This is a genomic window from Bradyrhizobium sp. B117 (assembly GCF_038969555.1).
GTDB lineage: Bacteria > Pseudomonadota > Alphaproteobacteria > Rhizobiales > Xanthobacteraceae > Bradyrhizobium.
Window position 1 is genome coordinate 1,550,169 of the sequence record NZ_CP152414.1, and the last position, 18,821, is coordinate 1,568,989.

The 18,821-nt window shown below is 64.3% G+C and carries 19 protein-coding genes; 14 read left to right on the forward strand and 5 right to left on the reverse strand.

Annotated elements, in window-relative coordinates:
* Positions 1-70: 70 nt before the first annotated feature.
* The 4 genes from AAFG16_RS07515 to AAFG16_RS07530 all read right to left on the reverse strand — a co-directional run bounded on the left by AAFG16_RS07515 (position 71) and on the right by AAFG16_RS07530 (position 3,721).
* Positions 71-607, reverse strand: a complete 537-nt coding sequence (locus AAFG16_RS07515; protein ID WP_342738395.1) for a VOC family protein — start codon at positions 605-607, stop codon at positions 71-73.
* A 25-nt stretch (positions 608-632) separates the two neighbouring features.
* The gene (locus tag AAFG16_RS07520; RefSeq protein WP_342738396.1) at positions 633-1,499 is read right to left on the reverse strand and encodes a tripartite tricarboxylate transporter substrate binding protein; all 867 of its coding nucleotides are present in this window, start codon (positions 1,497-1,499) and stop codon (positions 633-635) included.
* 113 nt (positions 1,500-1,612) lie between these two features.
* Positions 1,613-2,506: an MBL fold metallo-hydrolase gene (locus AAFG16_RS07525; protein ID WP_342738397.1), complete on the reverse strand. Its 894-nt coding sequence runs from the start codon at positions 2,504-2,506 to the stop codon at positions 1,613-1,615.
* Positions 2,507-2,509: 3 nt separating this feature from the next.
* Complete coding sequence (locus tag AAFG16_RS07530; RefSeq protein WP_342738398.1) at positions 2,510-3,721, reverse strand: ABC transporter substrate-binding protein; 1,212 nt, start codon at positions 3,719-3,721, stop codon at positions 2,510-2,512.
* Between the two features lie 158 nt (positions 3,722-3,879).
* Here AAFG16_RS07530 and AAFG16_RS07535 point away from each other — a divergent pair, with 158 nt between their 5' ends.
* From AAFG16_RS07535 to AAFG16_RS07585, 11 genes are all read left to right on the forward strand, one after another.
* Complete coding sequence (locus tag AAFG16_RS07535) at positions 3,880-4,554, forward strand: TetR/AcrR family transcriptional regulator (RefSeq protein WP_342738400.1); 675 nt, start codon at positions 3,880-3,882, stop codon at positions 4,552-4,554.
* A 4-nt stretch (positions 4,555-4,558) separates the two neighbouring features.
* Positions 4,559-5,110: a carboxymuconolactone decarboxylase family protein gene (locus AAFG16_RS07540; RefSeq protein ID WP_342738402.1), complete on the forward strand. Its 552-nt coding sequence runs from the start codon at positions 4,559-4,561 to the stop codon at positions 5,108-5,110.
* Positions 5,111-5,119: 9 nt separating this feature from the next.
* On the forward strand, positions 5,120-5,965 hold the full coding sequence (locus tag AAFG16_RS07545; RefSeq protein WP_342738404.1) for an SDR family oxidoreductase: 846 nt from the start codon (positions 5,120-5,122) through the stop codon (positions 5,963-5,965).
* A gap of 216 nt (positions 5,966-6,181) precedes the next feature.
* Entirely contained in the window at positions 6,182-6,679 is a 498-nt protein-coding gene (locus AAFG16_RS07550; protein ID WP_283084243.1) for a (2Fe-2S)-binding protein, read from the forward strand.
* Positions 6,676-8,937 carry a molybdopterin cofactor-binding domain-containing protein gene (locus AAFG16_RS07555; RefSeq protein WP_342738406.1) on the forward strand — a complete coding sequence of 754 codons (2,262 nt, stop codon included), beginning with the start codon at positions 6,676-6,678 and terminating at the stop codon, positions 8,935-8,937. Before AAFG16_RS07550 ends, AAFG16_RS07555 begins: the two co-directional genes overlap by 4 nt.
* An 11-nt stretch (positions 8,938-8,948) precedes the next feature.
* The gene (locus tag AAFG16_RS07560) at positions 8,949-9,524 is read left to right on the forward strand and encodes a hypothetical protein (protein WP_342738408.1); all 576 of its coding nucleotides are present in this window, start codon (positions 8,949-8,951) and stop codon (positions 9,522-9,524) included.
* A 92-nt stretch (positions 9,525-9,616) separates the two neighbouring features.
* Complete coding sequence (locus AAFG16_RS07565; protein ID WP_342738410.1) at positions 9,617-10,201, forward strand: HutD family protein; 585 nt, start codon at positions 9,617-9,619, stop codon at positions 10,199-10,201.
* A gap of 108 nt (positions 10,202-10,309) precedes the next feature.
* Entirely contained in the window at positions 10,310-11,521 is a 1,212-nt protein-coding gene (locus AAFG16_RS07570; protein WP_342740865.1) for an adenylate/guanylate cyclase domain-containing protein, read from the forward strand.
* A 526-nt stretch (positions 11,522-12,047) separates the two neighbouring features.
* Positions 12,048-12,272, forward strand: a complete 225-nt coding sequence (locus tag AAFG16_RS07575) for a hypothetical protein (RefSeq protein ID WP_283084247.1) — start codon at positions 12,048-12,050, stop codon at positions 12,270-12,272.
* A 1-nt stretch (position 12,273) separates the two neighbouring features.
* Positions 12,274-12,486 carry a hypothetical protein gene (locus tag AAFG16_RS07580; protein ID WP_283084248.1) on the forward strand — a complete coding sequence of 71 codons (213 nt, stop codon included), beginning with the start codon at positions 12,274-12,276 and terminating at the stop codon, positions 12,484-12,486.
* Between the two features lie 108 nt (positions 12,487-12,594).
* Positions 12,595-13,392: an adenylate/guanylate cyclase domain-containing protein gene (locus AAFG16_RS07585; protein WP_283084249.1), complete on the forward strand. Its 798-nt coding sequence runs from the start codon at positions 12,595-12,597 to the stop codon at positions 13,390-13,392.
* Here AAFG16_RS07585 and AAFG16_RS07590 read toward each other — a convergent pair.
* Positions 13,346-16,429 carry a tetratricopeptide repeat protein gene (locus AAFG16_RS07590; protein ID WP_342738413.1) on the reverse strand — a complete coding sequence of 1,028 codons (3,084 nt, stop codon included), beginning with the start codon at positions 16,427-16,429 and terminating at the stop codon, positions 13,346-13,348. The genes AAFG16_RS07585 and AAFG16_RS07590 overlap by 47 nt on opposite strands.
* Positions 16,430-16,800: 371 nt before the next feature.
* Between AAFG16_RS07590 and AAFG16_RS07595 the strand changes: the two genes are divergently transcribed.
* The 3 genes from AAFG16_RS07595 to AAFG16_RS07605 all read left to right on the forward strand — a co-directional run bounded on the left by AAFG16_RS07595 (position 16,801) and on the right by AAFG16_RS07605 (position 18,780).
* Positions 16,801-17,067 carry a hypothetical protein gene (locus tag AAFG16_RS07595; RefSeq protein ID WP_342738415.1) on the forward strand — a complete coding sequence of 89 codons (267 nt, stop codon included), beginning with the start codon at positions 16,801-16,803 and terminating at the stop codon, positions 17,065-17,067.
* A 156-nt stretch (positions 17,068-17,223) separates the two neighbouring features.
* Positions 17,224-17,694, forward strand: coding sequence for a metallophosphoesterase family protein (locus AAFG16_RS07600; protein ID WP_342738417.1), 471 nt, complete (start codon positions 17,224-17,226; stop codon positions 17,692-17,694).
* 456 nt (positions 17,695-18,150) lie between these two features.
* Complete coding sequence (locus AAFG16_RS07605; protein ID WP_342738419.1) at positions 18,151-18,780, forward strand: hypothetical protein; 630 nt, start codon at positions 18,151-18,153, stop codon at positions 18,778-18,780.
* Positions 18,781-18,821 lie beyond the last annotated feature (41 nt).

Consider the following 18,821-nt stretch of genomic DNA (forward strand, 5'->3'; position numbering starts at 1 on the left):
GACGCGAGGTCAATGCTAGCACGGTTTAATGCCTGCCGTGCCAGCCGGTAAATCCTGCCGACACGCGCTTCTAGGACTTCGTGACGACTTCGCGGATCGGCCGCGTGCCGTCCCAGTTTGCCGCCGCCTGCCGGACCTTTTCGAAGAACGGCCCCTTGGTGCCGCTGATGTCGGAGATCTCGATGATCGTTCCCGGATGCGCCTGTGTGTCGAAATAGGCAAAGCGTCCCTTGTCGCCGCCGATCTGACCCTCATGGCCGATCCTGTAGCCAAGCCCGATCGCCTTATCGTGGAGCGCCTGATAGTCATGGCTCCAGTAGGACATGTGCTGCAGCCCCTCGTGGCCGGCGTCGAGGAACTCCTTGTACAGCGAGGGCGCGTCGTTACGCTGCTGGATCAGCTCGATCTGGAGATCACCTGAGTTCGCCAGCGCAATGCTCATCTCGACCGCGGAGTCCTGTCCGCGATGACGGAACCAGTCGGTCTTGACGCGGTCCATGTAGTACCAGGGACCGACGCCCATGACCTCAATCCAGTGCTTCATCGCGGCCTGGATGTCCCGCACCACATATCCGTTCTGGCGCGCCGCGCCGAAGATGCGGCTCATGCCCGCGCTCCTGTTCTCAACCTGCTCACTTCACCTCGATGCCGGCGTCCTTGGCAACCTGCTTCCAGGCCGCGATGTCGCGGGTGTTGATGTCGCGCTGCTCGTCGCCCGGGACGAATTGCGGCGTGATGCCGAGCCCCAAAAGCTTTTCCTTCACCTCGGCATCGCCGAGCGCGTCCTTGAGCGCCGCCGACAGCTTCGCGGCGATCGGCGGCGCGAGGCCCGCGGGCGCATACATCGCCCAGGACAGGCTGCGATCGAACGGCACGCCCTGCTCCTGGTAGGTCGCAACGTCCGGCAGGCTCGGCGAGCGCTCGCCGCAGGCAGCCAGCGCCTTGATCGAACCGTCCTTCACCAGCGGCGTCGCGGTCGCCATGTCGAGCGTCGCCAGCGAGATGTGGCCGCCGAGCAAATCGCCCGCGAGCTTGGCGATGCCGTTGAACGGCACGTGCTCCATCTTGATGCCGGTCTGCTGCATCAGGATTTCCGCGCAAAACTGCCCGGTCGAGCCGATGCCCCAGCTGCCGTACTGGATCGGCTCGCCCTTCCTGGCGAGCGCAATCAGGCCCTTGATGTCGTTGGCGGCAAAATCCTTGGTCGCCACCAGCATGATCGCAGAGACGCCGATGCGGCCGATGGTCGTAAAATCCTTGATCGAATCGTAGGGCAGCTTGGGATAGATCGCGGGTGCCAGCACATGCGTGGTCATGCCGCCGACGGTGATGGTGTAGCCGTCATTCGCTGAGGTCGCGACCATCTGCGTGCCGAGCGTGCCGGCCGCGCCGGTGTGGTTCTCGATATAGATGCTCTGGCCGAGCGTCTTGCCCATCTTGTCGGCGAGCAGACGGCCGATCACGTCGCCGCCACCGCCGGCCGCGTAAGGCAGCAACATGCGGATCTTGCGGGTGGGGTAGCGGCAGGGTCTTCGGCGTGCGACGGCAGCGCCATCGACAGCAATGCGAGAAACGAAAGCGTGACGGTGCGCAGCATCATGATGGCATTCCCCTAATCCTCGAAACGAAATCTGTAGGCGTCGCCGTACCTGACAACGCGGCCCGCGGTCGGCGCCGGAAAATGGCCGGTGAGCAGATAGCTTGGCGTGTCCGCAAGCTCCTCCAGCAGCGCCACCCGCGTCGCGACCGCGGCGGCCGGATCGACGTCGGCGGCGTTCGACAGCCACGGCGCGGCGCACTGGATTGGATGATGGATCACGTCGCCCGACATCACCGCATGATCGTGACCGCCATTGAGATGGATCTGCATGTTGCCGGCGGTGTGGCCGGGCGCCGGCGCGAAGCGCAAGGCGGCGTCTCGGTCGTGGAACAGGCGATGATCGGTCTCGACGAGCTCGGCGAGGCCCGCCGCGACGACCGGCAGCACGGAATCCTCGAACGAGCCGTGGTTGACCGGACTCCTCGGCGCGGCATTGTGTGCGGTCTCGAAATGCCGGTACTCCTCGCGCCCCATCAGATAGCGCGCATTGGGGAAGGTCGGCACCCAGCGCCCGTCGAGGAGGCGCGTGTTCCAGCCGACGTGATCGACATGCAGATGCGTGCACATCACGAAGTCGACCTGTTCGGGCTTCACACCCAGCGCCCGCATGTTCTCCAGATAAGGCTGGTTCAGATTGTTCCACGCCGGTACGCGCGGCCGCTTCTTGTGATTGCCACAGCAGGTATCGACGATCGCGGTCCAGCGCGGCGTGCGCACGAGGTAGGAGTGATGGCTGAGAATGAAGCGGCCGGTCTCCGGCTCGATATAGCGGTGATCGAGCCAGCTCCGGTTCTCCGCGATCACCTCGTCGGTGACGTTGGCGAACAGCCAGGTCTTGTCGAAGGCGAGCGAAGGGATCTCGCTGACGAGATCGACCCGCATGCTGCCGATCTTCACCTGCCGCATGCTTTAGTTCTTCAGGAGGTCGCCGAACGGCACCCAGCGCGTGCCGTCGAACCGGATCAGCTGCAGGCTCGTCATCGGCGTGTAGTGCTCCGACGAATTGTTCACAGCGGTGCCGTTGATCAGCATCGGCAGGTGCACGTCCCTGAGTGACGTCGCCTGCTTCATCACATTGGCGCGGGTGAGGTCGTTGCCGGAGGCCTTCAGCACCGTCACCAGTGTCTGCGCGATGGTATAGCCGTAGACGTTGAGCCAGTCGTTCTTGTTCGCGTCCGGCAGGTACTTGTCCATGAACGCCAGCCATTCCTTGTAGCCGGGGTCGTCCTTGTTGGCGGGATCGGTCGCGTCCTTCAGATACTGGCTGGAGATGACGCCGGTGGAATTGTCCTTGCCGGCCGGCTCCAGTACGCCGCTGATCGAGGCCGAGACGTTGGAGATGATGGTCGTCGGCTTCCAGCCGATCTCGCCGATTTTGCGGATCGCCTGCGCCGCGAATTTCGGCGTCGCCGCCACCAGCACCACGTCGGCGCCCGAGGTCTTCACTTGCAGGATCTGTGTGTCCACCGTCGGCGCCGAGGTCTCATACGCCGCGCGCGCGACAATCGCTTCGCCGCCGCCGAGCCCTTCCTCTAGCGCCTTCAGATAGTCCTTGCCGAGATCGTCGTTCTGGTAAAGCACGCCGATCTTCGCGTTGGCGTGGCTCGTCTTGATGTATTTGGCGTAGGCGATCGCCTCGTCGCGATAGGTCGGCTGCCAGCCGACGGTCCAGGGGAAATTCTTGGGATCGTCCCACTTCGCCGCGCCTGAGCCCAGGAAGAGCTGCGGCACCTTGCGGTCGTTGAGATATTTGTGCACGGCGCTGTTGGTCGGCGTACCGACACCGCCGAAGATCAGCAGCACCTCGTCGCTCTCGACCAGCTTGCGCGTCTGCTCCACCGTCTTCGGCGGGCTGTAGGCATCGTCGGCGATGATCATCTGGATGCGCCGCCCGTTGACGCCGCCCTCGTCGTTCACCTTGCGGAAATAGGCTTCCGCAGATTTTGCGATCTGGGCGAAGGCCGACACCGGGCCGCTCAGCGGCGCGGTCGTGCCGATCTTGATGGTCTTGTCGTCGGCACCGGGATCGTATTTCGCGGTTTGAGCAGAGGCGGTGCTGGCCGCGAGCAACGGCAACAGGATGCAGGCCGCGGACAAGCGAAGGCGGGCAAGGCGCGCCATGGGTCGTCTCCCCGAATTTGCTCTCCGCCTCTCATTGGAGCGGAGTTGAAACGCGAGAACGTTGCCCTTGCGGGCCACGATCGCTGCCGCCAGACTAGCGAGACGAACGATCGTTCGTACGGTTGACTAGCGAACGATCGTTCGTTAGTCAAGCCGTCATGGCTGTCCATACCTCCAGCGCGGCGGAAGCGGCTGCGCCCTCGACCCGCGAGCGCATCCTCTCCGAAGCGCTGAATTTGTTCGCGCAAAGCGGCTATGGCGGCGCCTCGATGCGCGAACTCGCGCGCCGCGTCGGCATCCGCGAGAGCAGCCTCTACAATCATTTTCCCGGCAAGGCGGCGATCCTGGAAGCGATCGTCAGCGAGCACGGCCCGGCGAGCTCGGCGAGCCGTCTGGAAGAAGTGCGCTACAAGCAGCTGGCGCGCCAGCCTGCAGCATTCTGCCGGCAGTTTGCGCTCGACCTCGTCGAGCAATGGTCCGACCCGCGCGAGCACCAGTTCCAGAAGGTGATCACCGCCGAGCGTAACCGCGTGCCCGGCATCCGCGCCAAATTCGCAGACCATTTCTATGCGCGCGAGCAGAGCATGATGACGGATTACTTCCGCGGCTTTGCGCTCGCCGGCCTGATCTCGACCACCGATCCGCGCGAGACCGCGCGGCTGTTCGCCGCCGGTCTGATCTATATCCGCCTCGAGCATTACGTGATGGGCGCGGCGCCCTCGCCGCGGCCGAAGGTGATCGAGGCGATCGACCGCTATCTCGCTTTCTTCCTGTCGCTGATCGCGGCGGATGGCGGGGGCGACGACAACAAGAAACGAAAGCCAAAGGGATAGAACCGTGGCAAGGCTGCCCCTGATTGATCCTGAGACGACGAGCGGCGACATCCGCGCCTCGTTCGACCGCATGCCGGTCAAGCTCAACATCTTCCGGATGATGGCCCATGCCGAGGCCAACATGATCCCGGCGATGCGGCTCGGCAATTCGATCCTGCACAAGCAGAAGCTCTCGGCCGTCAACCGCGAGCTCCTTATCCTCCAGGCTGCGCAGCTCGAAGGCGGCGCCTATGAATGGCGTCAGCACGTGCCGATCGCGCTCGGCGTCGGCTGCACCCAAGCGCAGGTCGATGCGGTGGAGAGGAGCGATTACGACGCGGCGGGCTTGAGCGATGCCGAGCGCGCGCTGCTGAAGTTCGGCCGCGAGGTCGTCGAGAACGTCCGCGTGCCCGACGCGACCTTCGCCGCTGCGCGAGAACATTTCAGCGACCAGGAGATCGTCGAAGCCATCGTCGCCCTCGGCTTCTACATGATGATGGCGCGCCTGACCGAAGCGACCGAAACCGATCTCGATCCCGCGGCCGGCATGAAGGTCTATGATGGCGGCAAGAAATAGGCGGTTGAGATGAGCGATACCGAGAGTAAGCCGGAGCGCTATGTCCGCCCGCCGAGCGCGGAGTCGTTAGGTGAGGCGCCGGGCAGGGCACGCCTGAAGGGGCGCCGCATCCTGATCGTCGGCGGCGGCCAGCGCGTGTTCGACGCGGCCACCGATCCGATCGGCAACGGCCGCGCCATGAGCATCTTGTGCGCGCGCGAGGGCGCGAAGGTCGCAGTCGCCGATCTCAACCGTACCTCCGCCCAGCAGACCGTCAAGCACATCACCGATGAAGGCGGCGAGGGCTTTGCCATCACCTCCGACGTCACCTCCGAAGCCGACGTGACGCGGATGATCGAGGAAGCGCACCGCGCGATGGGCGGCCTCGACGGCATGGTGCTGAACATCGGCACCTTCGGCAAGACCGGGCTCGATAATGTCAGCCCGGAGGAGTGGAACAGGATCTACGACGTCAATGTCCGCGGCCCGATGCTGTGCTGCCGCGCAGGCCTGCCGAAATTCGACAATGGCGGCGCCATCGTCTTCATCTCCTCGATCGCAGCCCTGAAAGCGGGATCGCAGATGGCGGTCTACGACTCCTCGAAGGCCGCGCTCGGCGGCCTGATGCGCAACATCGCCCATCTCGGCGCGCGCCGCGGCATCCGCGCCAACCTCGTCTATCCCGGTCTCGTCGACACCCCCAACGGCCGCGAAGCCGGCGCCGGCCGTCCCAACCGCGGTAAGGGCCACGTCCCCTTCGACCGCCAGGCGACCGCATGGGAGATCGCCTACGCCGTGCTGTTCTTCCTGTCGGACGAGAGTGTTTACGTCACGGCGCAAACGCTGGCGGTCGATAGCGGTTTGAGCGGGATGTAGCTCCCGCCGCGCGAGCCGCCCCGGATTACGCTGCGCTCCATCCCGGCACCGGCGACCTCGCGCCTTGCGTGAACTCAGCGTGAAAGACCGCCGAGCCACGTCTTGCCAGGGAGTCCGTCCCGCGCGATAATGGCCCGCATATTGAAGCCTGAAGTTGAGCTGCGCCGGCTAGCCGGCGATTGATTTCGTCAGAACCATCTGTTTTCCGGAGCGGTCATGCGCCAGCTGAAGGTCGACGGAAAGCCGCATGATGTGAATGTCGAGGACGACATGCCGCTGTTGTGGTGGCTGCGTGACGAGCTCGGCAAAACCGGCCCGAAATATGGCTGCGGCATCGCCATGTGCGGCGCCTGCACGGTGCATGTCGGTGGCCGGCCGGTGCGGTCGTGCTCGCTCAGGATCGGCGACGTCAAGGACAACGCCGAGATCACCACGATCGCCGGGCTGGAAACGCAGGCCTTTCACGCGGTGCAGGCGGCTTGGATCGAGCATCAGGTGGCGCAATGCGGCTATTGCCAGCCCGGGCAGATCATGGCCGCCGCAGCGCTGCTGCAGGCCAGGCTGGTCGAAGGCAATCCGCCGCTCGCCGAAAAGGATTTCGACGTTACGGTCGATCACGTGATGTCGGCCAATCTGTGCCGTTGCGGCACCTACACGCGCATCCGCGCGGCGATCAGGACCGCTGCCGCCCGGCTGCAAGGACAGAAGTCGTGAGCCGCGCGGGAACGATCTCGCGGCGCATTGCGCTGCTCGGAGCGGCCAGCGTGGCGGGCGGGCTCGTGTTCGGCTTCTACTATACCGAGCCGTTCCGCGTGAACCGGCGCCTCACGAACGGCATAAAAAAGGGCGAGCACATGCTGACGCCCTATGTGCGGATCGACCAGAGTGGCGTCACCCTGATCACGCCGCGCGCCGATCTCGGCCAGGGCGCCTATTCGGTGCAGGCGGCGCTCCTCGCCGAGGAGCTGGATATCGCCTGGAACGACATCAAGGTCGATCCGGGCGCGCCGAGCTCGGTCTACGCCAACACCACGGTGGTCAGGGAGGGCGTGCCGCTCTCCGTGATCGGCCATTTCAATTCCGTTGCGGAGATCATTGGCCAGGGGGCCGGCAAGATCCTGGGCCTCCAAGTGACGGGTGGCTCTTCGACCGTGGCCGACGCTTGCGACAAGCTGCGTGTTGCCGGCGCCACCGCGCGCGAGGTGCTGCTGCGCGCGGCCGAGAAACAGACCGGTGTTGCAAGAGCCAAGCTCGCGACGCGGGACGGCACGGTGATCCTGCCGGACGGACGCGCGCTCAGCTACGGGTCTCTCGCCGAGACGGCGGCGACGATCGAGGTTCCGTCCGGCATCGTGCCGAAGGATCCGAAGGATTGGCGCTATCTCGGCAAGCCGATGCAGCGGATCGACATGATGGCCAAGTGCACGGGCACCGCGACCTTCGGCATCGACATCCGCCTGCCCGGCATGGTCTACGCCACGGTCTGCACCAATCCGCGCCTCGGCGGCGCCCTGCGCAGCTATGACGATTCGAAGGCCCTGAAGGCAAGAGGCGTGCTGAAGATTGTGCCGGTCAAGGGCGGCGTCGGTGTCATCGCCGACAACACCTGGCGCGCGTTCGAGGCCGCAAGGCAGATTGAATGCGACTGGGGGGACGCGCCCTATCCGGCCAGCAGCGCAGCGATGTTCGACGCGGTGCGGGCGTCCTTCGTCCCGAAGTGCCGCCTGATTATCGGCAGGAACGATGGCGACGTCGATGCTGCATTCGCCGCCGGCAAACCGATCAAGAGCGAATACTGTGTGCCGTATCTCGCCCATGCCCCGCTCGAGCCGATGAATGCCGTGGTCCAGCTCAGGGATGGCCGCCTCGACATCTGGACGGGGACGCAGATTCCGGCATTCCTGGTCAAGACCGCACGGGAGATGACCGGGCTGCCGGAAGACGACATTCACGTGCACGCGCAGCTGTGCGGCGGCAGCTTCGGCCGCCGCCTCGAGGACGATTATGTGCGTCAAAGCATCGAGCTCGCCATGGCCTATCAGGGGCCGCCGATCAAGATGACATGGACGCGCGAGGAGGACATGACCCACGACCTCCCGCGTCCGCTCGCCGTCGCGCGCATGAGCGGGACGGTGAAGAATCGCCAGGTCGAGGCCTATGATCTCGCCATCGCCGCGCCGTCGGTGAACGCCTCGCAATTCAGCCGGCTGAACCTGCCGTTCCCGGGGCCCGATGCGGCGATCGTGGCAGGCGCCTGGGATCAGCCGTTCGCGATTCCGAATTACCGGGTGAGGGGTTACCGCGTCCCCGAGCTGGTGCCGGTCAGCTCCTGGCGCTCGGTTGGTGCGTCCGGCAACGCCTTCATGCACGAGTGCTTTTTGGATGAGCTGATTCATGCCGCGGGCGCCGATCCGCTGGAGGAGCGACTGCGGCTGTGCGCGAACAATCCTGTGTACGCGCCATCCTACAAGGTGCTCAAGGCCGTCGGCGAGATGTCGAACTGGGGCAGCAATCCCGGCGCCAACCGCGCGCGCGGCCTTGCCTTCACGCTGTCCTTCGGCGTGCCGGTCGCTGAAGTGGTCGAGGTCGAGAAGGTTGGTGATGCCATCGCGATCAGGCGAGTCTTCGTCGCTGCCGAGGTCGGCACGGTGCTCGATCGCGACAATCTGACGAACCAGGTCGAGGGTGCCGTGATCTGGGCGCTCGGGCACGCCATGAATGCCGAGCTGACTTATGATGATGGCAAGGCGATGCAGAAGAACTACCACCAATATGAAGGCATGCGCTTCTATCAGGCACCGCAGATCGAGGTCAGGCCGCTGGAAAACACCGGGCTCGAACACATTCGCGGCATCGGCGAGCCGGCCGTTCCTCCAGCCGCGCCCGCGCTCGCCAACGCCATCTTCGCCGCGACCAATAACCGGGCGTACGAGCTGCCGCTGATCAGGCATCCAAAGATCAGCTTCGTCTGAGGGGAGGGCCGATGATCCGCTACGCGCTCGCCATCCTGCTGGTTGCGGGTCCCGCGCAGGCACTGGCGGAGGATTCCGCGTCCGGCCTCGTGCTCTGGAGCAAGATCCACGAGGTCTTCTCGCATCCGCGCTGCGCCAACTGTCATGTCGGAATCGATCGGGTGCCGATGTGGTCCGGGCCTGAATACGGCGCCACGCCGCGGCCGCATGGCATGCACATCAGTGCCAAAGGTGGCGACGACGGCATCAACTATCTCGCCTGCACGACCTGCCACTCGAAGCAAAACTCGCTGACGCCGCACGGTCCGCCTGGGGCCACGAGCCCAAAGAGCGAGGCGGAGTGGCAGCTCGCGCCGGTCAAGATGCAGTGGTTCGGCAAGTCGAGTGCCGAGATCTGCAAGCAGTTCAAGGATCCGGACAGCAATGGCGATCGCAAGACGATCACCGAGCTCGTTCATCACGTCACGACCGAGCCTCTGGTGCGCTGGGCATGGACGGTGGAGCGGGAGCGAAGGCCGCCTCATTCGGCGGAACAGCTCGGCAAGCTCATCGAGGATTGGGGCAGCGCCGGTGCGCCTTGTCCGTAGAGCGAGTTGCGCCTATAGCGGGGTTGAGGATTCCATCGCGCGCATGATGCGCGAATGACATCGGCTCACCTGCTGTCCAAGACCTTGACCCCATGAAAACCACGCTGCTGACATCTGAAGACTATACCCGCTCGCCCTGGAAGAACGGCGGCGGCATCTTCACCGACATCGCGGGTGCGCATCGCACCGACGCGCCGGTGAAGGATTGGAACAGCCTGCTGTGGCGCTTTGCCTCGACGCCGATCGTGGCGCCCGGCCCCTTCTCCTACATGCCCGGCATCGACCGCCTGCAGATGGTCGTCGCCGGGCGCGGCCTGGTGCTGAAGGCACCGGGACAGGAATTCGACGAGCGTGAACCTTTTACGACGGTGCGCTTCGCCGGCGAGCTCGAGATCGTCACCGCACTTGAGGCAGGCCCCGTCGAGGTCGTCAATCTGATGGCGCGGCGCGGTGCGGCGGAGATCGCGCTTGTGGCTCTCAGGGAACCCGGCGACCGGGAACTAGCCGCCGGCACGCATCTGGTTTACGCGGTGTCCGGCGATTGCGGCATTCGTCTCAATAGCGAGGATTTCGTCATCCCTGGCGGCTGCACGCTGAAGGTCGAGCTGACCGAGGCGTCCCACCTGGCCTTCGTGTCGGGACTTGCGGTGCTGGCGTCGATCCAGCTCGTCGGCTGAACGGCCAGCCTCCGGCCGCTGCGCACAATCTGCGCAACTGGCCAGGTTGACGCGGCGCCGCCGGAGCACGATATCTGCCTGATGCAGGACCGCCGCGAAGCGCAGGATATGAGCGCGCCAGACACAAAACCCTCCGCCACGCTGTCACCCCCCGCCACGCTGTCCGACGGCGTCGTCGACTGGATGACCAACGGCACGCGCGATCAGCGTTTCATCGACAACATCTTCGCCGAGATGTGCATCCGCCTGCAGCAGGCCGGCATTCCGCTCAAGCGGGCGACGATGCACATCCGGATCCAGCATCCGCAATGGCTCGGCGCCGGCTTCATGTGGTCGGACGGCATGCGTGAGGCGAAGATCACGCGGGTGGACTTCGACGTCGTCGAGCGATCCGAGTTCATCGGTAGTCCTATCAATGAAATGATGGACGGCGCGACCGAGCTACGCGAAAGGCTCGAGGGCGATCCGTCGCTCGGCCGCAAGCATGCGATCTATGACGAGATGCGCGCGAAGGGCCTGACCGACTATGTCGTCTGGCCGCTCCATCACACCCTCGGCAAGCGCCATTTCGTCACCTTCGCAACTGACCGGCCCGGCGGCTTCGACGACGCGCATGTCGCGGCCTTGAAGAACGTGTTGCCGGTGCTGGCGCTGGTCAGCGAGATCCGCATCAAGAACCGCCTGGCGCGAACGCTGCTGGAGACCTACGTCGGCTCGCACGCCGGCGAGCTGATCCTCGCCGGCGCCACGAGGCGCGGCACCGGCACCACGGTACGCGCCGCGATCATGATCTGCGACTTGCGCGATTTCACCAAGATCTCCGACAATTGGCCGCGCGACGACGTCATCGATCTCCTCAACGACTATTTCGACGCGATGTCCGAGCCGATCGCGAAGCATGGCGGCGAGATCCTCAAATTCATCGGCGACGGTCTGCTTGCGATCTTCCCGCTGAGCCAGGCGGATGCCTGCGCCAACCTGCTGCATGCCGTGACTGAGGGCCGCGAAGCCATGGCCGCGCTGAACGCGCGCAACAACGGCACCGGCCGCGCGCCGCTGAACTACGGCATCGGCGTCCATGTCGGCGACGTCATGTACGGCAATATCGGATCAATGAGCCGGCTCGACTTCACCGTGATCGGCCCCGCCGTCAACATGGCCTCGCGCCTGGAGGCGCTGACCAAGCAGGTCGGGCGAAACGTGCTGCTCTCGCGCGACTTCGCCGAGCTGGTCCAGCCCAAATTCGAGCTGGAGCGGGTCGGCAAATACGAGGTGCGCGGCTTCAGCGATTCGATCGAGCTGTTCGCGTTTCCCGGCTGACACGCGCGCGAGCGCGTGGTCGTCACCCATCTCCATGTCACCTTTCGGTCAGGGCCGGCTTGAATGCCCGCGCCCGCGATCAGGCCTGCCTTCTCGCGGCATTTTCCGAGATCGAACGAAAATTCGGATCCGTCGACCTGACGTGGCCTGCCGGTTGCGCAAACGCACGCTTGCACGGCTCGCCCTTGATCCGCGATGGGGCAAGTCGTGCGGATGGGCAAATGGAGAGGCCCGGTTGAAAGAGATTGCCGCGCAGGACTCCTAAGGTGGTTTCGTTGGCGACATCCGGCGTGACAACAGAGGAGGCTTCAATGCCAACCTGCTCCGAAACTCTTCACGGCCGAACCGGGCGATGCGCAGTCTGCGACGGCAAATTTGGTCTCGTTCGCTACTACACGTGGCGCAGGCCTCTTTGCTCGAAGAGGTGCGTCGAGCGTTTCGCGGCGCGCCGTCAGGATGATCGCAACTGGGTCGGGCGTTTCCCGATCGCTTTCGACAGGCTTGCAGAAAACCCCGTGAGGATCCCATGACGCTCCAGATGTCACGACGTGGCAAGGAATATATGGAAACGGCGCAGAGCCTGCTCCGCGCGGCCCGCAGCATGACTGACGATGCGGTCGCGGCGCGGCTGAAGATGCTGGCCGAGGATTATCAGCGGCGCGCCGAAAAGGCCTCGAGCGCCGATGCAGCGAGGCCAGTGGCGCGCTCGGCCGCTAGAACCGGGTACGACTGGTCGAAGGAGCTGGCGTGAGATGATCCGGATCATTGCCGTGCTCTGTCGTCTTGCCTCTCCGACGGACTGCCATGAACAGATCGTCACGACCTCGGACTTCGCCGATGTGACGATGCAGTCCTGCCTGATGGGCGCGCCGCAGCTCGCCGAATGGATGGCGCAGCATCCGGCCGAACGTCTGGCTGCCTGGCGCTGCACGATCGGCAAGCGAGGCGACGGCGGGGGTGCTTAGGCTGCGGAGAACGGGGCAACGTGCCGGCAAGCACCGTTGCCAACGCGGCAATGTCCGATTACGTTTTGGCCGAGGTCAGCCAGACGTTCCTGTGATCGGCCGCAGGTCATGCCAAAATTCCTTCGCATCGGTCTCCATCAGTCGAACGTCTCCGGGTACACGTCGAAGGCGTGGTGCGTCAGGCGCGTCGGCTCGACCATCTTCCTGAAATGGGGCGCCGTGGAGGTCCAGGGCACGGGGAGCGGCCGCAAGGTCTACTGGAGCCGTACGCCGCAGGAGAAGACGATCCGGTGCGGCAGCGCGGAGCGCGCCCAGGACTATGCGAAATCCGCGATCACGCGGCGCCGCAGCCATCGCTATGAGCCGCTCGGCGGGTCAATCGCGAACCGGCCCCGATCGGCCGCGTCCAGCGTCGAGCTCAAGCAGGCGCTCGCCACCATCCTGATCGTCGATATCGTCGGTTCAACTGCGAAAGCCGCAAAACTCGGCGATGCACGCTGGACCAAGGTGATGGGCCACTATTACGCAGCGGTGCGCAAGGAACTGAAGAGCTCTCGCGGCAAGGAGGTGGTGACGACCGGAGACGGCGTGCTCGCGACCTTCAAGGCTCCGGCCGCCGGCATCAATTGCGCGACCGCGATCCAGAAGGCCGTGCGCACGCTGGGCCTCGAGATCAGGGTGGGGCTGCATGCCGGCGAGTACACCATCAGCGGCGGCGAGATGGTTGGTCTTGCCTTCCACATCGGCACGCGCGTCGCGGCCAAGGCGCGCGCCGGCGAAGTCCTGGTGTCGAGCGCGGTCAAGGACCTGATGAAGACGCCGTCCACGATCCGCTTCAGGGATCATGGCAGCCATCAGCTCAAGGGCGTACCGGAGCGCTGGCGGCTGTACCGGGTGGAGGGGTGAGGGCTGCGCGTGCAGCCAGCCCTTCGTCGTTCATCCCATCGCGGCTGCGCCACGCGGACACCAGGCCCTCCAGCTCGCGCCGAACGTTGTCCACGACGCCGGCCCAGTCGTCTCGCTTCGGCTGCCGGAACAGCCGCATCGACCGGTACCACGGGCTGTCGTCGCGATTGAGCAGCCAGCGCCAGTCCGGATTGAAAGGCAGCATGGTCCAGACCGGCGCGCCGAGCGCGCCCGCGAGGTGAGCGACGCTGGTGTCCACCGTAATCACCATGTCGAGACAGCCGATCATCGCCGCGGTGTCGCAAAAGTCCGTGAGATGATCCGTCAGGTCGACGATATCAGGACGTTCGCCGAGGAAGGCTCGGTCCAGATCGCGGGGGCCCTTCTGCAAGCTCACGAACTGAACGTCGCAATCCAGGAGAGGAGCGAGCGTCTTGAGTGCGATCGATCGGTCGTGATCGTTCTTGTGAGCGGGATTGCCCGACCAGACGAGACCGACACGGAAGCGATTGCGGGCGCCAAGCCGGTCCTCCCACGCCTTCACGCGCGCCACCGGGGGCGCAGGAAGGTATGGCTCCGGGCTCGGGATCGTGTCGAGCCGCGTCTTCAGCGCTAATGGCAGGGTTCCAAGGGGACAGTGGAGGTCGAACGGCAGCGACGCCGCGGACGGTCGGCCGACACACATTGCGACGCCGGACACCTCGGACAGCAGCTGCTGGATCGGAGGCTGGACCTCCAGGATGACCCGTGCTCCGAGCGCGGCCACCATGGGGACATAGCGCGCAAACTGGATTGCGTCGCCGAATCCCTCGTCGGCATGAAGCAAGATGGTCTTGCCTTCGATCGGTTGGTCACCAAGCCAAACAGGCTGGGAAAAACCGCGATTGAGCAAACCGACAGGAAGTTTCCAGCGCGCTTCGCGCCCAAGCCAGCCCGGCTTGAAGTCTCCGGTCAGCAACTGAAGTGTCGCCAGATTGTAGGTGGCCACCGCATTGCCCGGGTCGACCGTCAGCGACCTGCGGAAGGTCGCGAAAGCTTCATCCAGAAATTGCAGATTCAGCAGGACCAAGGCCCTGTTGGAAAGCGCTCCGGAAAAAGCCGGTTGAAGCTCGAGCGCCCGATCGAAACACGCCAATGCCCGGTCCATTCGGCCAAGTTTCACATGGAGCACGCCAAATTTGTTGTGCGTGTCGGCCAGGCTGGGGTCGAGCGCAATGGACGTCTCGTAGGCGGCCTCCGCTTCCTCGAACCGCTTCATCTCCTGGAGGCAATCGCCGCGAATTTGATGCAGGAGTGCGAAATCCGGGTCCGGTGTCTCGGCCACATCAAGGCATTCGAGAGCTTCCGCATACCGTCCGAGACTGAACAACAGCCTTCCGCAGCAGTTCGCCGCTTCCAGATATTGGGGATACAGCTGTAACGCCCGCTGGAAGTGCAGCACAGCCTCGTCCGTGCGCCCGTGTTGCCGGTGCATATGGCCGAGGTAATTCGAGACGACTGCATCCAGTGGTTTGGCGATCGGGGCCCCGCTCTGGAGTTGCCGTGCTCCCGACCGCCATTCGGACACCAGCCCATGGAGCTCGCGCCGAACGCAGTCCACGACGCTGACCCAGTCGTCTCGCTTCGGCTGCCGGAACAGCCGCATCGACCGGTACCACGGGCTGTCGTCGCGCTGGAGCAACCAGCGCCAGTCCGGGTTGAAGGGCAGCATGGTCCAGACCGGCACGCCAAGCGCGCCGGCGAGGTGGGCGACGCTGGTGTCGACCGCGATCACCAGGTCGAGACAGCCGATCAGCGCCGCGGTTTCGCAAAAATCCGTCAGCTGCTCCGTCAGGTCGACGATGCCAGGCCGTTCGGCGAGGAAGGCCCGGTCCTGATCCCGGACGCCTTTTTGCAAGGAGACGAACTGGACGTCGCAATCGAGCAGCGGCGCGAGCGTGTGCAGCGCGATCGATCGATTGTGATCGTTGTTGTGATCCGGATTGCCCGACCAGACGAGGCCGACACGGAAGCGGTCGCGCCGGCCGAGCCGGTCCTCCCACGCCTTCACCCGCGCCGCCGGCGGGGCAGGAAGGTAAGTATCCGCGAACGGGATCGTGTCGAGCCGCGTTGCGAACGCCAGCGGTAGGCTGCCAAGCGGACAGTGCAGGTCGAACGCGGTCGAAGCCGCGGCCGATCGGCCGATGCATGCTGCGACGCCGCTGATGCCTTCCAGAAGTTGCTGGATCGGCGGCGGCACCTCCAGGATGACCCGAGCCCCGAGCGCGGCCACCATCGGCGCATAGCGCGCGAACTGGATCGAATCGCCCAATCCCTCGTCGGCATGCAGCAGGATGGTCTTGCCTGCGATCGGGGTGTCGCCGAGCCAGAGCGGTGCGGAAAAGCCGCGATCGACGAGGCCAAGCGAGGCTTTCCAGCGCGCCTCGCGTCCCAACAGGCCCCGCTCGAAATCTCCGGTCAGCATCTGCAGCAGCGAGAGATTCCAGATCGTGTGCGCGTTGGTCGGATCGGCCGCCAGCGCCGCGCTGAAGGCCGCGAAGGCCTCGTCCAGCAATTGCATGCTCCACAACGCCCGCGCCTTTTCGGTCAGCGCTGCGGGGAAGTTTGGACGAAGTGCGAGTGCGCGATCGATGCAGGCAAAGGCCTGCTCCATTCGGCCCAGCCGCGAATGAAGCGTGCCGAGGTTCTTGTGCGTCTCCGCCTCGAGGGGGGCGAGCGCAATCGACCGCTCGAAATCGGCCTGCGCCTGCGCGAACCGGCCGAGGCGCTGCAGGCAAAGCCCGCGCGTCTGGTACAGCGGCGCGATGCCGGGATTGTGCCTCTCGAACAGGTCGAAGCATTCGAGCGCTTCGGTATAGCGGCCGAGATGAAACAGCGATTGGCCCTGCTTCAAGGCCTCGAAATGCTGCGGCAAAGCTCGTGGTGCGACCGTTTTGGACTGTTGCTTGGCCGCAGCCCGGCGCTCTTGGCGATTCATGTGGTGACCAGAAGGAGACCAGGTAAAAATTTCTGACCGGGCCAGGTGTGCGGAATCCACCGAGCACGGCCATAGCGTCCCGTTGGGGCAGTTTCTGGCGCGAAGCTGGTGTGAAGCTGATGCGGATTGAACGTTCCGTGATGGAATGTTCAGGATTCGCAACAAAAATTGCAACTTTCGTCGGGGAGGCGTGAGGGCTGAACCTGCAACCAGACCGTCATGAGCGGCCCGACTGAATTCTTGTTCACGTTCGATGCGGGGCAGTCGAATCCGCCCTTACGGCTCGTGTTCGCGGGCGATTGCACGCGCCTCAGGCAAATCGAAAACGACTTCGTGACTTGGGAATAAGCACCGGGCTACGCACGTCTAGGCGTGGTGGATTGGATCTCTTGCCTCGCGGGAGATCACCCAATCGAGAAGGAGTAGCCACGATGACATCATTCAGAAATCCCATGGGGTCGGTGCTGTTCAAGGCCCTGTTGACCGGACTGGTCGTCACTGCAATCTCTGGCGCGCCGCTGCAGGCGCACGAGCATCGCGCCAGCGATCGACACGCCGAGCAGAGCGTGGGGTCCAGCTTCCGTCGCATCGCGGGCGATCGGTCGATCGCGACGCCGGCCTACCACGCATTTGCGCCGGCGCCCGCGGAGCAGCCGGGTGGCGTTTGCGACCACGGAGATAACCCGATGATATGCTGAGGGCGGACGGCGCGGTGCGCATTGTGGTGGCAGCGCTGTCAATTGACGGGTCTTCGGATCCGTGAAGATGGTAGAGCCGTTGAGTGCACTGTCACCGTAATCCTCGAAGGTCGTCGCTTTTCGATCCTCGTCGCCAACTGGGAACTGCGAGCAAGGATGACGCTCAAGATCGGGGTGATTTCGGACACGCATGGGCTGTTGAGGCTGGAGGCCGAGCACTGCCTCGCCGGCGTGTCCCACATCATCCACGCCGGTGATATCGGCACTCCGGAGATCGTGGACCGCCTTGGCCGGATCGCGCCCGTGACCGCCATCAGAGGCAACGTCGACACGGGCGACTGGGCGAGACGCTTCTCTGACACCGAAACGTTGCGCCTTGGCGGCCGCGGCCTCTACGTCCTGCACGATCTCAAGCAGCTTACGATCAAGCCGAAGGAGCTTGGGATCGATGTCGTGATATCGGGCCACTCCCATCGCGTCGCGATCGAGACCGTCGATGGCGTGCTCTACCTGAACCCGGGAAGCGCGGGGCGCAGGCGCTTCAAGCTGCCGATCACGCTGGCAACGCTCGATCTGGATCGAAATGGTGCTCTCCAGCCTGTCATTCATGATCTCGGCAACGTGTGACAGCCGCACGCAGGCGCCTGCGGTCTAAGTGCAACCGGACGGTCATGAGCGGCCGAATGTTGGTCAGCTCCGTTGATCTCCTGCGATCTTGTTCGAGCCCAATTGCTTTGGTTGCGTTTCGTTCACGCCGTTCCTGGTGCGAAACTGGTGCGATGCTCCGAAACTTGCCTGAAGGCCCTAAGTCGGCGATCGGCAGCGTTTGGTAGCGCAGACCTTCGGACGAACTCGCAAGTTGCAGAAGGGTCCAAGATCGGACCAAATCGGCCATGATTGCTTTCACGATCGGCCTTTTGCGGTCATCTCGGTGGGGGTCCGATCGAATCCGGCCATCCGGGCATCGGCCGGACAGCGGCGCGCTTAATGGGCGCTTAATGCTTTTGCGCAACAGATAGATTACCAGCGCGGAATTAGTCCTAGTTACGAATGCGAGCCGAGCTCCCGAGGAGGGGAAATCGGATGGGACTGCTTTTTGTCGGAGTGCTGGCAGGAGTCCTGATCGGCTTTGGCTGGTTTGCGCCTTCCCGGGGGTATTTCCTCGGGTGCGCGTCACGACCCTGTTTCGACAGGGTTGCTGTCGCCCAATCCGCGCAGCCAATGCCGAAGGCGTCGGCGCCAGAGCCTACGGTCGTCAGATCGAATTCCGCAACGCCGGCAAAGCCCGGCAAGACATCAACTCCGAAGAAGCGGGGATCGACCGAGCTTGCCAAAGCGGCGTCCCCGCGGACGACGATCAGCGTCCCGGCTCCCGAACGGGCCGCGGAAATGTCGGATCCTGCGCTGGACAAGGCGAAGGTTGCGATCGCGACGCAGATGGGGGCTCCGGAAACGGTCGAACTCAGTGACGTGAAGCGCGCAATGCGAAAGAACATGCTTGGACGCCCCGTGGATACGATTTGCGGGCGCGCGAAAGGAAGAAACGCGTCAGGCGGCGAGACTGGAGAGCGGCCGTTTCTGTATCTCGTGAAGGAGGATGAAGCATATGTCGTCGACGGCAGGTCAGGGTCGGCGGCGTCAACAGCGTATCGAAATATCTGCAATTTAGGGGATGCGTCGACTGCGCCACCGGACGGTACACGCCCCAAATGATTTGAGCGGAAAGAATTTCCACCCAGGTGTCAAGTGATCCC

Excerpts from the sequence above, each read along its gene's own strand:
- AAFG16_RS07515 (WP_342738395.1), bottom strand. The coding sequence starts at position 607 with ATGAGCCGCATCTTCGGCGCGGCGCGCCAGAACGGATATGTGGTGCGG.
- AAFG16_RS07520 (WP_342738396.1), bottom strand. The coding sequence starts at position 1,499 with ATGTTGCTGCCTTACGCGGCCGGCGGTGGCGGCGACGTGATCGGCCGT.
- AAFG16_RS07525 (WP_342738397.1), bottom strand. The coding sequence starts at position 2,506 with ATGCGGCAGGTGAAGATCGGCAGCATGCGGGTCGATCTCGTCAGCGAG.
- AAFG16_RS07530 (WP_342738398.1), bottom strand. The coding sequence starts at position 3,721 with ATGGCGCGCCTTGCCCGCCTTCGCTTGTCCGCGGCCTGCATCCTGTTG.
- AAFG16_RS07535 (WP_342738400.1), top strand. The coding sequence starts at position 3,880 with ATGGCTGTCCATACCTCCAGCGCGGCGGAAGCGGCTGCGCCCTCGACC.
- AAFG16_RS07545 (WP_342738404.1), top strand. The coding sequence starts at position 5,120 with ATGAGCGATACCGAGAGTAAGCCGGAGCGCTATGTCCGCCCGCCGAGC.
- AAFG16_RS07550 (WP_283084243.1), top strand. The coding sequence starts at position 6,182 with ATGCGCCAGCTGAAGGTCGACGGAAAGCCGCATGATGTGAATGTCGAG.
- AAFG16_RS07560 (WP_342738408.1), top strand. The coding sequence starts at position 8,949 with ATGATCCGCTACGCGCTCGCCATCCTGCTGGTTGCGGGTCCCGCGCAG.
- AAFG16_RS07565 (WP_342738410.1), top strand. The coding sequence starts at position 9,617 with ATGAAAACCACGCTGCTGACATCTGAAGACTATACCCGCTCGCCCTGG.
- AAFG16_RS07570 (WP_342740865.1), top strand. The coding sequence starts at position 10,310 with ATGAGCGCGCCAGACACAAAACCCTCCGCCACGCTGTCACCCCCCGCC.
- AAFG16_RS07575 (WP_283084247.1), top strand. The coding sequence starts at position 12,048 with ATGACGCTCCAGATGTCACGACGTGGCAAGGAATATATGGAAACGGCG.
- AAFG16_RS07580 (WP_283084248.1), top strand. The coding sequence starts at position 12,274 with ATGATCCGGATCATTGCCGTGCTCTGTCGTCTTGCCTCTCCGACGGAC.
- AAFG16_RS07585 (WP_283084249.1), top strand. The coding sequence starts at position 12,595 with ATGCCAAAATTCCTTCGCATCGGTCTCCATCAGTCGAACGTCTCCGGG.
- AAFG16_RS07595 (WP_342738415.1), top strand. The coding sequence starts at position 16,801 with ATGACATCATTCAGAAATCCCATGGGGTCGGTGCTGTTCAAGGCCCTG.
- AAFG16_RS07600 (WP_342738417.1), top strand. The coding sequence starts at position 17,224 with ATGACGCTCAAGATCGGGGTGATTTCGGACACGCATGGGCTGTTGAGG.
- AAFG16_RS07605 (WP_342738419.1), top strand. The coding sequence starts at position 18,151 with ATGGGACTGCTTTTTGTCGGAGTGCTGGCAGGAGTCCTGATCGGCTTT.